This window comes from Kitasatospora sp. NPDC048298 (assembly GCF_043201465.1).
GTDB lineage: Bacteria > Actinomycetota > Actinomycetes > Streptomycetales > Streptomycetaceae > Kitasatospora.
Map to the genome: position 1 here is coordinate 16558 of NZ_JBICYZ010000040.1, position 11981 is coordinate 28538.

Here is an 11981-nt window from a genome sequence, read left to right on the forward strand (position 1 = left end):
CGCCACCGGGTGGCGGGGCCGACCACGAGGGAGAGACAGCGGGGATGAAGACGGACACGCCGACCGCCGGCACCGGGCAGCACTGCGCCGAGGTACGCCGTGGCCGGCCCCGCAGCGAGGCCGCCGAGCAGGCCATCCTCACGGCCGTCGAGGACCTGATGGCCGGCGGCACCGCGCTGTCGGAGCTCACCATCGAGGGCATCGCCGCCGCGGGCGGCGTCGGCAAGGCCACCATCTACCGGCGCTGGCCCAACAAGGAGGCCCTGCTGGTCGACGTGGTCAGCCGGCTGGAGGAGCCGCTGCCCGAGTCCGGCGGCGCCGGCGCCCGGGCCGACCTGATCGCCCTGGTGGACCACATCCGCCGGCGCGGCCTGGCCAAGCGCACCCGCTGGGTGCTCAAGGCCGCCCTCGGCCAGATGCAGACCCTGCCCGAGCTGTACTCCGCCTACCGCGAGCGGGTGATCAAACCGCGCCGGGAGGTCGGGCTCCGCCTGATCCGCCAGGCCGTCGCCGAGGGCGTGATCCGCGACGACCTCGACGTGGAACTGCTCAACGACCTGCTGCTCGGGCCGATCCTCTACCGCAGCATCCTGTGGGACGACTCCGACCTGGAGGACCCGGACCTGGCCCGCAAGCTGGTCGACTCCGTGCTCGAGGGCCTCGCACCCCGCTGACCGAGGCCGTCCCGGTCGCACCCGCCCGGCTCCGCCCGCCCGCGCCCGGTCTCGCCCGCCCCCGCCCCGGACGTGGCCTCCCTCACCAAACCGGGCCACGCCGGAACCCGCTCAGCAGGCCCGACGTCTGTCCCGGCATAGGCTGAGCCGGGTATCCGACCACACCGGCACCGACCCGGTACACGCCCGCACCCTCGACGGGCCGGGCACCGGAACGGCGACGGCACGAGCGACGGGAGCCACTTCATGGCGCAGGCGGACAGGACCGAGCGGATCGCGGCCCCCGGGGGCGGCGCCGACGGCCCGGCCCCCACGGCGCGCCGCGGCGGCTTCCTCGGCCTGCGCCACTGGGGCCGGGACGCCCGCGGCAGTGGCACCTGGCGGCGCGGCCTGGTGATCGCCGCGCTGGCCGTGCTCGCCGCCGCGCTGCTCGCCTTCCACGCCGAGGTGCCCAACAGCGTCGGCAACCTCGGCAGCCTGCTGGAGACCTTCCTGCCCTGGCTGGGCCTGGCCGTCCCGGTGCTGCTGGTGCCCGCGCTGCTGCGCCGCTCCGCCACCGCGCTGCTCGCCCTGCTGCTGCCCCTGGTGCTCTGGGTCAACCTGTTCGGCGGCCTGCTGTCGGACAAGAGCGGCGGCAAGGGCGACTGGACGGTGGTCAGCCACAACGTCGCCGCCGCCAACACCGACGTGCCGGGCACCATCCGCACCCTGGTGGACTCCGGCGCCCAGATCGTCGCCCTCCAGGAGCTGGCCGGCCGGCAGCTGCGCTCGTACGAGACCGGGCTCGCCGCCGCCTACCCGCACCACACCGTGGAGGGCACGGTCGGGCTCTGGTCGAAGTACCCGATCGGGGACGTCTCCCCGGTGGACCTGAAGATGGGCTGGACCAGGGCCTTCCGCGCCGAGGTCACCACCCCGCAGGGCCCGCTCGCGGTGTACGTGGCGCACCTGCCCTCGGTGCGGCTGAAGGCCGAGGGCGGCTTCACCGTCAACCAGCGGGACCTCAGCGCGCAGGCGCTCGGCGACGCGATCGAGGCCGAGCCGCTGAAGAAGGTCCTGCTGCTCGGCGACCTCAACGGCACCATGAACGACCGCAGCCTGGCGCCGGTGACCTCGCAGATGCGCTCGGCCCAGGGCGCCGCCGGGGACGGCTTCGGCTTCAGCTGGCCGGCCGCCTTCCCGATGGCCCGGATCGACCAGATCATGAGCAAGGGCGGGCTGGACCCGGTGGACTCCCGCACCCTGCCCCGGGACGGCAGCGACCACCTCGGGGTGGCCGCCACCTACCGCTACCAGCCCGTCCGCTAGCCGCGCCGCCAGCGGTTGGTGATCGGCAGGCGACGGTCCCGGCCGAAGTTCTTGGCCGAGATCTTCGGGCCCGGCGGGTACTGGCGCCGCTTGTACTCGGCGGTGTCGACCAGCCGGACCACCCGGTCCACCAGGGCCGGGTCGAAGCCGGCCGCGACGATCGCGTCCCGGCCCTCGTCGCCCTCGATGTAGCGGGTCAGCACGCTGTCCAGCACGTCGTAGTCGGGCAGCGAGTCGGTGTCCACCTGGTCCGGCCGCAGCTCGGCGGACGGCGGCTTGGTGATGGTGTGCTCCGGGATCGGGGGCACCTCGCCGCGCCGCTCGGCCTCCTCGTTGCGCCAGCGGGCCAGCCGGAAGACCAGCGACTTGTAGACGTCCTTGATGGGCCCGTAGGCGCCCACCGAGTCTCCGTACAGGGTCGAGTAGCCGACCGCCAGCTCGCTCTTGTTGCCGGGCGCGAGCACGAGGTGCCCCTCCTGGTTGGAGATCGCCATCAGCAGGGTGCCGCGCAGCCGGGACTGGAGGTTCTCCTCGGCCAGGCCGGTCAGTTCGGTCGCCCCCAGGTAGGCGTCGAACATCGGGGCGATGGAGACGGTCCGCAGCGACAGCCCGGTGCGGCGGGCCAGTTCGGCCGCGTCGTCCCGGGAGTGCCGGGAGGAGTAGCGGCTGGGCATGGAGACGCAGTGCACGTTCCGCGCGCCTACCGCGTCCACCGCGATCGCGGCCACCAGCGCGGAGTCGATGCCGCCGGAGAGGCCGAGCAGCACCGACCGGAAGCCGTTCTTGGTCACGTACGCCCGGGTGCCGGAGACCAGCGCGGCCCAGATCTCGGCCTCGTCCGAGACCCGCGGCGCCACCCCGGCGGTGAGCCGCACCGCGGGCGCGGCCTGCGGCTCGCCGCCCAGCTCGGTGAGGACCAGGTGCAGGCCGTCGCTCAGCAGCAGCCCGTCGGTGTCGTCGCTCGCGGCGGCCGGCAGGTCGAGGTCCAGCACCACCAGGTGCTCCTCGAACTGCGGTGCGCGGGCCAGGACTTCGCCGTCCGCGCCGACCACGATCGAGTCGCCGTCGAAGACCAGCTCGTCCTGGCCGCCGACCATGTTGACGTACGCCAGGGTGCAGCCGGCCTCGGCCGCCCGGCGCCGCACCAGCTCCAGCCGCTGGTCGTCCTTGTTCCGCTCGTACGGGGAGCCGTTGACCACCAGCAGCAGCCCGGCGCCGGCCTCGCGGGCGGCGGTGACCCGCCCGCCGTCCTGCCAGATGTCCTCGCAGATGGCCAGGGCGACGTCCACCCCGCGCACCCGCAGCACCGGCAGCTGGTCGCCCGGGACGAACCAGCGGAACTCGTCGAACACGCCGTAGTTGGGCAGGTGGTGCTTGGCGAAGCGGGTCACCACCTCGCCCCGGTGCAGCACCGCGGCGCAGTTCTGCGGGGAGCCGGCCGGGCGGTTGAAGCGCGGCGAGGCGTGCTCCGAACGCCCGAGGTAGCCGACCACCACCGGGACCTCGCCCAGCCCGTCCGCCGCCAGCCGGCCGGCCAGCCCGACCAGCGCGGCGCGGGAGGCCTCGACGAAGGATCCGCGCAGGGCGAGGTCCTCCACCGGGTACCCGGTGAGGGCCATCTCGGGGAAGGCGACCAGCTGCGCGCCGGCCTCCACGGCCAGCCTGGTCCAGCGCACCACCTCGTCGCCGTTGCGGTCGAGGTCACCGACCCAGGGGTCGATCTGGCTCAGGGCGAGACGGAGATTGGGCATGCCACGAGTGTAATCGTCTAACTGACGCTATGTCCTGGGCGGAGGGTGACGGCGGGGGTCGGCGCTGCCGGGTCGGGCGGAGATCGGCCATGATGGGGGCAGCCGCTTTACGAGGTCTTTGCGGGGACCTCCGAGGCGTAACACGAGCGTAAAGAGCAGAGGTGAGACTGTCCCCATGGGCAAGCAGCAGCAGTTCGTGCTTCGGACGCTCGAAGAGCGTGACATCCGGTTCGTCCGGCTGTGGTTCACCGACGTGCTCGGGTTCCTGAAGTCGGTCGCGGTGGCCCCGGCCGAGCTGGAACAGGCCTTCGAGGAGGGCATCGGCTTCGACGGCTCGGCGATCGAGGGATTCGCCCGGGTGTACGAGTCCGACATGATCGCCAAGCCGGACCCGACCACCTTCCAGATCCTGCCGTGGCGCTCGGAGACCCCGGGCACCGCCCGGATGTTCTGCGACATCCTGATGCCCGACGGCTCGCCGTCCTACGCCGACCCCCGGTTCGTGCTCAAGCGCACCCTGGAGAAGGCCTCCGAGCAGGGCTTCACCTTCTACACCCACCCGGAGATCGAGTTCTTCCTGCTGAAGAACCTGCCCGGCGACGGCACCCCGCCGATCCCCGCCGACCAGTCCGGCTACTTCGACCACACCCCGCGCGGGGTGGGCCACGACTTCCGCCGCCAGGCGATCACCATGCTGGAGTCGATGGGCATCTCGGTCGAGTTCTCGCACCACGAGGGCGCCCCCGGCCAGCAGGAGATCGACCTGCGCTACGCCGACGCGCTGTCCACCGCCGACAACATCATGACCTTCCGGCTGGTCATGAAGGAGGTCGCGCTGGAGCAGGGCGTGTACGCGAGCTTCATGCCCAAGCCGTTCTCCGAGCACCCCGGCAGCGGCATGCACACCCACGTCTCGCTGTTCGAGGGCGACCGCAACGCCTTCCACGAGTCCGGCGCCGAGTACCAGCTGTCCAAGGTCGGCCGCTCCTTCATCGCCGGCCTGCTGAAGCACGCCGCCGAGACCGCCGCCGTCACCAACCAGTGGGTGAACTCGTACAAGCGGATCTGGGGCGGCTCCCAGCGCACCGCCGGAGCCGGCGGCGAGGCGCCGTCCTACATCTGCTGGGGCCACAACAACCGCTCGGCGCTGATCCGGGTCCCGATGTACAAGCCGGGCAAGCAGGGCTCCACCCGCATCGAGGTCCGCTCGCTGGACACCGGCTGCAACCCGTACCTCGCCTACGCCGTCACCCTCGCGGCCGGCCTGAAGGGCATCGAGGAGGGCTACGAACTCCCGCCCGGCGCCGACGACGACGTGTGGGCGCTCACCGACTCCGAGCGGCGCGCCCTCGGCATCCAACCGATGCCGCAGAACCTCGGCGAGGCCATCGACCTGATGCAGCGCAGCGAGCTCGTCGCCGAGACCCTCGGCGAGCACGTCTTCGACTTCTTCCTCCGCAACAAGAAGCACGAGTGGGAGGAGTACCGCTCCGAGGTCACGCCCTTCGAACTGCGCAAGAACCTCCAGGTTCTCTGACGGTTCGTCGGCCGGTTCGGGCCGTTCGGGCGGTGTACCCCACGCACGCTAATCCGCTGGGCCGATGAGGTTACTCTGCAGCGGTGCGCGCCATGGCGGGGTGACGCGGAGGCGTAAGCAGAAGATCCGTTCTGCGGATCATCCTGGAGTGTCATGCGTACTCGAATCACCGCCCTGGCCCTGTCCGGACTGGCCTCGGCCGCCCTCGTGTTGGGTGCCGGCTCCGCGGCCTACGCCTCGCCCGCCACCGACCACCACACAGCCGCCGTACCGGCGGAGGCCCAGGGTGAATGGGTCGACGGGCTCCTCCGTGCGGCGGCGGAGGGCAGCAGTAGAGCCACCCATACCTGGAACTTCGACAGCCGTGGCGCCGCCCCGTCCGAGCTGGTGGCCCGTCAGTCCTCGCGGACGGAGGGCACCAAGACAGTGACGGCGACGGCCGAAGCGCCCGCGGCCAAGGCCCCGGCGGCGGCCCCGGTCCCGGCCCAGGCCCAGGCCCCGGCGGCGGTCCCGGCCCAGGCCCCGGCCCCGGCCGTCGCTCAGGCGCCGGCCGCGGCTCCGGCTGCGGCCCCGGCCGTCACCGCTGCCAAGCCGGGCGAGGAGGAGCCGCCGGCCGAGGAAGGAACCGAGCCGGGCGAGGAGGACGGCGAGCGCGGTCGGAACACGGCCCTGCCGTCGACGTTCGGGAACCTCGGCGAACTGGGCGAACTGGACCGACTGTCGGGCCTCACCGGCAAGCACTGCCACCACCACCACGCCTGCCCCTGCAAGCCCTGTGACCACGGTGGGGGCGAGGGCCACGGCGACCACGGTGGGGGCCACGGCGGCGGGGGCCACGGTGGTGGCGGCGGCGGTGGTGGGAACGGCGGAAGCGGCGGCAACCAGTCCGAGAGCCAGAACCAGGACCAGAACCAGAACCAGGACCAGAACCAGGACCAGGCACAGTCCCAGAACGGCCAGCAGAGCCAGGACCAGAACGTCAATGTGACGGTCGTCGTCCAGAACACCGTCGTCAACACCGTCGACAACAGCGCGAACAACAGCGCCACCGCCAGCGCGAACAACTCCTCGCAGAACACGGCGAGCAACAGTCAGTCGGCCTCGCAGACCAACAACAACTCCAACGTGAACAACGCCAAGTTCGGCGAGGGCCACGAAGGCCACAAGGGGCACGAGGGCCACAAGGGGCACGAGGGGCACGAGGGCCACCACGGCGGCCACGAGGGACACCACGGCGGTCACGAGGAGGAGCACGGCTGGCACCACTGGGAGCTGGCGGAGACGGGGAGCGACACCTCGCCGGCCCTGTTCGGTCTCTCGGCGGCGCTCATCGCGGCGGGTGCGGTGGCCATGCGCGCCGGCCGGCGCTCCGACCGGAGTGCCCGGTGACCGACCGACGGATCTGACCGACTGGCGGACGGGCGGTGCGCGTGGCGCACCGCCCGTCCGTCGTGTGTCCGCCGGACCGGCTCAGCGCAGCTCGGCGGGCGGCGTGCGGTCCGGGTCCATCGGCTCCTCCCGGACGAGGCTGCCCCAGACGGCCATCCGGTACAGCGAGGTGTAGACCGGCGTGCAGGTCGTCAGGGTGATGTAGCGGCCCGGCCCGCCGTACGGCGAGCCGACGGGGACCGGGGCGATGACACCGGTGTCGTCCTTGGCGGTCTCGGGCAGCGTGGCGTCGACGCGGTAGACGTACCAGCGGTCCCTGGTCTCCACGACCAGCGGGTCGCCCGGCCGCAGCCGGTCCAGGTCGTGGAACCTGGCGCCGTGACCGTCGCGGTGGGCGGCCAGGGCGAAGTTGCCCGAATCCTCCCAGGGCATGGCCGAGCGGTACGGCGCCGTGTAGGCCCCGGCGACCCCGTCCGCGAGGGTCTCCCCGTCGGTACCGACCTTGATCAGCACCTGGTAGCCGGCGCCCAGGGCCGGGACGTGGAGGAAGCCGACGGCGTCGCCCTGGCCCAGCTGCGGTGCGGCGTCGGTCGGCGGGGCGGCCGGGGCAGGGGCCGACCAGGACTGGCGCAGCCGGGCGGCGGAGAGGTCCGCGTGACGGTCGGCCGTGAGGTTCGTCCACCACAGCGAGTGGACGACCAGCAGGGCGAGCAGTACGCCGAGGGTGAACAGCAGGTCGCCGAGCGCGCCGATCGCGAGCCGCAGGGGGTGTCGGCGCGGGGCTCTCCGCTCGGCCGGGTGCTCGGTCGCCATGGGGTCGTCCCTTCGGGCGGAAGTGCGGGGGAGGGGGCGGGCGGGGCCGTGCCGGGCACCGCCCCGGCGGGCGTCCCGGCCGGTCATGCGTACTCCACCGCGCCGTCGAGCCGGCGGGCAAGCCGACACGCCACGCCGTGCCCGGGGGCGCGCCGCCCGGCTCCCCGGCGCTCGGGCGGACAGGGCCCGTGGCATGCCCGGCGGGGCGGCCCACAGGCGCGTAACCTGCTGGGGCGGACGGATGGAGGGGTCGATGGCGGTGGAGGAGCAACGGGCCGGGAGCCGGGTCAGCCGGCCGGAGAACCGGCTGGTCCGGCGCGGGTTCACCGACCCGGCGCGGGCGGTGCGGCTGCTGGAGGGCCCCGGGCTGGAGGGCCTGGCCGACGACCCCGTGCTGCTGGACGCGCTCGGCGCCACCGCCGACCCCGACCTCGCGCTGCTCGGCCTGGCCCGGCTGCTGGAGGCCGCCGACGAGGCCGACCGGCACACCCTGCGCGACACCCTCACCACCTCCAAGCCGCTGCGCGACCGGCTGCTCGGCGTGCTCGGCGTCTCCACCGCGCTCGGCGACCACCTGGCCCGGCACCCGCACGACTGGCACGTGCTGGTCACCTTCGAGCTGCGCGACATGCACCCCGGCCCGGAGGACTTCCGCCGCGCCCTCGCCGAAGGCGTCCGCGACGACCTGTCCCTCGGCCCCGCGAACGCGCTGCGCGTCGCCTACCGCCGCTGCCTGCTCGCCATCGCCGCCCGCGACCTCACCGGCACCACCGACCTCGCGCAGGCCGCCGCCGAACTCGCCGACCTGGCCGGCGCCACCCTCCAGACCGCCCTGGACCTCGCCGCCGAGCAGGACCCGGAGGCCGCCGCGGCCTGCCGGCTCGCGGTCATCGGCATGGGCAAGTGCGGCGGCCGCGAACTCAACTACGTCTCCGACGTGGACGTCATCTTCGTCGCCGAGCCGCGCGAGGGCGTCGAGGAGCACGACGCGGTCAGGGCCGCCACCCGGCTGGCCGCCGCCCTCACCCGGCTCTGCTCGGACACCACCGGGGAGGGCACCATCTGGCCGGTGGACGCCAACCTGCGCCCCGAGGGCCGCAACGGCCCGCTGGTGCGCACCCTGGCCAGCCACCTCGCCTACTACCAGCGCTGGGCCAAGACCTGGGAGTTCCAGGCGCTGCTCAAGGCCCGCCCGGTCGCCGGGGACGCCGAGCTCGGCGCCGCGTACGTCGAGGCGCTCGCCCCGATGGTCTGGCAGGCCGCCGCCCGGGAGAACTTCGTCGCCGACGTCCAGCAGATGCGCCGCCGGGTCGTCGACTCCATCCCGGCCACCGAACTGGACCGCCAGCTCAAGCTCGGCCCGGGCGGGCTGCGCGACGTCGAGTTCTCCGTACAGCTGCTCCAGCTGGTGCACGGCCGCACCGACCCGGCGCTGCGCAGCGGCAACACCCTGGAGGCGCTGGCCGCGCTCTCCCGCGGCGGGTACGTGGGCCGGGCGGACGCCGCCTCGCTGGACACCGCGTACCGCTTCCTGCGCTCGCTGGAGCACCGCATCCAGCTGTACCGGCTGCGCCGCACCCATCTGATGCCCACCGCCGAGGAGGACCTGCGCCGCCTCGCCCGCTCGCTCGCCGCGCTGATCAACGACGACACCCGTGCCGACCCGGTGGCCGCCCTGCAACGCGAGTGGAAGCGGCACGCGGTGGAGGTCCGGCGGCTGCACGAGAAGCTGTTCTACCGGCCGCTGCTCGACGCCGTCGCCGAACTGCCGCCGGGAGCCACCGGGCTGACCCCGGAGGCGGCCCGGGCCCGGCTGGAGGCGCTGGGCTACGCGGACCCGGCGGCCGCGCTGCGCCACCTCAGCGCGCTCGCCTCGGGGGTGAGCCGCAAGGCCGCGATCCAGCGCACCCTGCTGCCGGTGCTGCTCGGCTGGTTCGCCGAGTCCGCCGACCCGGACGCCGGGCTGCTCAACTTCCGGCAGGTCTCCGACGCGCTCGGCCGCACCCCCTGGTACCTGCGGCTGCTGCGCGACGAGAGCGCCGCCGCCGAACAGCTGGCCCGGGTGCTGTCGGCCGGCCGGCTCGCGCCCGACCTGCTGCTGCGCGCCCCCGAGGCGGTGGCCATGCTGGGCGACCCGCAGGGCCTGGAACCGCGCGGCCGGGCGGCGCTGCAGTCGGAGGTGCTGGCCGCCGTCGGCCGGGCCGGCTCCACCCGGGCCGCGGTGGCCGCCGCCCGCTCGGTGCGCCGCCGGGAGCTGTTCCGTACCGCCGCCGCGGACGTGCTCGGCCGGCTCGGGGACGACCCCGCCGAGGCGCTGGACACCGCGGGGGAGGCGCTGACCGCGCTCAACGCCGCCACCCTGGGCGGCGCGCTGCGCGCCTGCGTCGCCGGATGGGAGGCCGAGCACGGGGACCTGCCGACCCGGATCTCGGTGATCGCGATGGGCCGCTTCGGCGGCCACGAACTGGGCTACGGCTCGGACGCGGACGTGCTCTTCGTCCACGAGCCGCTGCTCGGCTCGTTGGAGGAGGAGGCCGCCCGGGCCGCCCAGGCGGTCTGCCACGAGCTGCGCTCCCAGCTGGGCGCGCCCTCCACCGAGCCGCCGCTGCTGGTCGACGCCGACCTGCGGCCGGAGGGCCGCAGCGGACCGCTGGTGCGCACCCTCGCCTCGTACGCGGCGTACTACCGGCGCTGGTCGCACGCCTGGGAGAGCCAGGCGCTGCTGCGGGCCGAGCCGGTGGCCGGGGACGAGGAACTGGGCGCGCGGTTCCGGCAGCTGATCGACCCGCTGCGCTACCCGGGCGGCGGGGTGCCGGAGCGCGACGTGATGGAGATCCGCCGGATCAAGGCGCGGATCGAGGCCGAGCGACTGCCGCGCGGGGCCGACCCGACCACCCACACCAAGATCGGCCGGGGCGGGCTGGCGGACGTCGAGTGGACGGTGCAGTTGTTGCAGCTCCGGCACGGGCACGAGCTGCCGGGCCTGCGCACCACCCGGACCAGGGCGGCCCTGGCGGCCGCCAGGGCGGGCGGGCTGGTCGAGTCGGAGGACGCCGAGGTGCTGGACGCGGCCTGGGTGCTGGCCTCCCGGGTGCGGGCGGCGGTGATGCTGGTGCGCGGGCGGCCGGGGGACAGCTTCCCGGGGGAGGCCCGGGAGCTGGCCGGGGTGGCCCGCTACCTCGGGTACGGCTCCGGGCACAGCGGCGAACTGTTGGACGACTACCGGCGGACCACCCGCCGGGCCCGGGCGGTGGTGGACCGGCTGTTCTACGGCGTCGGCTGACGGGCACGACCGGCGGGGGCGACCGAGGGGTGAGCGCCGGCGGGTACGCGGAAGGGGCCCCTGTTCAGGGGCCCCTTCCGGGAGGTCCTGGGGACAGGCCCTAGCGGCGGGCGCTGCTGACCGCGGGCTCGCTCCACTGCTCGGGGACGGTGATCGGCTGCTCGGCCACCGCCTCCCGGGCGGGCACCTTGGGCAGTCGGTACACCCACTCGTGGTACATCCAGCGGGCGGCGAGGAAGCCCACCGCCAGGCAGAGCTCGCCGCCGACGGCGTCCATCCAGAAGTGGTTGGCGGTGGAGACGATGACCACCAGGGTGGCGGCCGGGTAGAGCAGGCCGAGCACCCTGACCCACGTCCGGCGGGCCAGGAAGAAGATCGCCAGACCGCACCACATCGACCAGCCGATGTGCATCGAGGGCATCGCCGCGTACTGGTTGGAGACGTGCGCGGCGGGCCCGGAGGCCATCGAGCCCCAGGTGCCGTGGACCTTCACGGTGTCGATGAAGCCGCCGTCGGTCATCAGCCGGGGCGGGGCCAGCGGGAAGAAGTAGAAGCCGACCAGGGCGATGCCGGTGGTGACGAACAGCACCGAGCGGGCCGCGACGTAGCGCCCGGGGTGGCTGCGGTAGAGCCAGACCAGCACGCCGATCGTGATCACGAAGTGCAGCGTCGCGTAGTAGTAGTTCATCCCGGTGATGAGCCACCCGACGCTGTCCACGGCGTGGTTGATCGAGTGCTCGACGGCGATGCCCAGGTGGTGTTCCAGGTCCCAGATCCAGCGGGCGTGCTTCTGGGCTATCGCTTCCTGTTCGGGAACCGCGTTGCGCACGATCGAGTAGATCCAGTAGCTGATCCCGATCAGCGCCAGCTCGAACCAGATCCGCGGTCTGGCCGGCGAACGGCGCTGGGCGCTGATGTGCGCGCGCAGCGCTGCGGTACGGGACTGGGCGGCACGGGTGGCTCCATCGGGCAGGCGGCCGGGGACGGCCTTCGCTGCTTCGGAACCGCCACCGCTCGCCGCGTCGGCGCGCCCGGCGCCGCCTCGCTGGATCTCGGTCGGTTCCCCCATGGACGGCAAGTCTGCCAGACCGCTCGTAGCCGTCTGCTCATCCTCTGGAAGTGGATTCTTCACCGGCTGTCCCCCTTGAGGGCTACGGGCCGGCTCCCACCGGGGTAGGGGGTGTTCGGGGGTTGGGTGCATACCGGTGGGACGGACATGCGTTCCA

Annotated in this window: 8 protein-coding genes; 5 read left to right on the top strand and 3 right to left on the bottom strand. The window is 73.7% G+C overall.

The window, feature by feature from the left end; translation table 11 throughout:
* The first annotated feature begins 44 nt into the window (after positions 1-44).
* Both ACGF0D_RS26755 and ACGF0D_RS26760 read left to right on the top strand, forming a co-directional pair.
* Entirely contained in the window at positions 45-674 is a 630-nt protein-coding gene (locus ACGF0D_RS26755; RefSeq protein ID WP_392920424.1) for a TetR/AcrR family transcriptional regulator, read from the top strand.
* A 246-nt stretch (positions 675-920) separates the two neighbouring features.
* On the top strand, positions 921-1982 hold the full coding sequence (locus tag ACGF0D_RS26760) for an endonuclease/exonuclease/phosphatase family protein (protein ID WP_392869523.1): 1062 nt from the start codon (positions 921-923) through the stop codon (positions 1980-1982).
* On the opposite strand, the gene ACGF0D_RS26765 is transcribed toward ACGF0D_RS26760, so the two are convergent.
* Positions 1979-3733: an NAD+ synthase gene (locus tag ACGF0D_RS26765; protein WP_392869521.1), complete on the bottom strand. Its 1755-nt coding sequence runs from the start codon at positions 3731-3733 to the stop codon at positions 1979-1981. The genes ACGF0D_RS26760 and ACGF0D_RS26765 overlap by 4 nt on opposite strands.
* Before the next feature lie 175 nt (positions 3734-3908).
* On the opposite strand from ACGF0D_RS26765, the gene glnA reads away from it, so the two are divergent.
* Positions 3909-5270, top strand: coding sequence for a type I glutamate--ammonia ligase (gene glnA, locus ACGF0D_RS26770; RefSeq protein ID WP_392869519.1), 1362 nt, complete (start codon positions 3909-3911; stop codon positions 5268-5270).
* A gap of 153 nt (positions 5271-5423) precedes the next feature.
* Entirely contained in the window at positions 5424-6659 is a 1236-nt protein-coding gene (locus tag ACGF0D_RS26775) for a hypothetical protein (protein WP_392920427.1), read from the top strand.
* 81 nt (positions 6660-6740) lie between these two features.
* Here ACGF0D_RS26775 and ACGF0D_RS26780 read toward each other — a convergent pair whose 3' ends face one another.
* The gene (locus ACGF0D_RS26780) at positions 6741-7472 is read right to left on the bottom strand and encodes a class E sortase (RefSeq protein ID WP_392920429.1); all 732 of its coding nucleotides are present in this window, start codon (positions 7470-7472) and stop codon (positions 6741-6743) included.
* 253 nt (positions 7473-7725) lie between these two features.
* Between ACGF0D_RS26780 and ACGF0D_RS26785 the strand changes: the two genes are divergently transcribed.
* On the top strand, positions 7726-10755 hold the full coding sequence (locus tag ACGF0D_RS26785) for a bifunctional [glutamine synthetase] adenylyltransferase/[glutamine synthetase]-adenylyl-L-tyrosine phosphorylase (protein WP_392920432.1): 3030 nt from the start codon (positions 7726-7728) through the stop codon (positions 10753-10755).
* Between the two features lie 100 nt (positions 10756-10855).
* Here ACGF0D_RS26785 and ACGF0D_RS26790 read toward each other — a convergent pair whose 3' ends face one another.
* On the bottom strand, positions 10856-11824 hold the full coding sequence (locus tag ACGF0D_RS26790; RefSeq protein ID WP_392869511.1) for a phosphatase PAP2 family protein: 969 nt from the start codon (positions 11822-11824) through the stop codon (positions 10856-10858).
* Positions 11825-11981: the final 157 nt, after the last annotated feature.

Coding starts and splice junctions, on each gene's coding strand:
- ACGF0D_RS26755 (WP_392920424.1), top strand. CDS start 45: ATGAAGACGGACACGCCGACCGCCGGCACCGGGCAGCACTGCGCCGAG.
- ACGF0D_RS26760 (WP_392869523.1), top strand. CDS start 921: ATGGCGCAGGCGGACAGGACCGAGCGGATCGCGGCCCCCGGGGGCGGC.
- ACGF0D_RS26765 (WP_392869521.1), bottom strand. CDS start 3,733: ATGCCCAATCTCCGTCTCGCCCTGAGCCAGATCGACCCCTGGGTCGGT.
- glnA (WP_392869519.1), top strand. CDS start 3,909: ATGGGCAAGCAGCAGCAGTTCGTGCTTCGGACGCTCGAAGAGCGTGAC.
- ACGF0D_RS26775 (WP_392920427.1), top strand. CDS start 5,424: ATGCGTACTCGAATCACCGCCCTGGCCCTGTCCGGACTGGCCTCGGCC.
- ACGF0D_RS26780 (WP_392920429.1), bottom strand. CDS start 7,472: ATGGCGACCGAGCACCCGGCCGAGCGGAGAGCCCCGCGCCGACACCCC.
- ACGF0D_RS26785 (WP_392920432.1), top strand. CDS start 7,726: ATGGCGGTGGAGGAGCAACGGGCCGGGAGCCGGGTCAGCCGGCCGGAG.
- ACGF0D_RS26790 (WP_392869511.1), bottom strand. CDS start 11,824: ATGGGGGAACCGACCGAGATCCAGCGAGGCGGCGCCGGGCGCGCCGAC.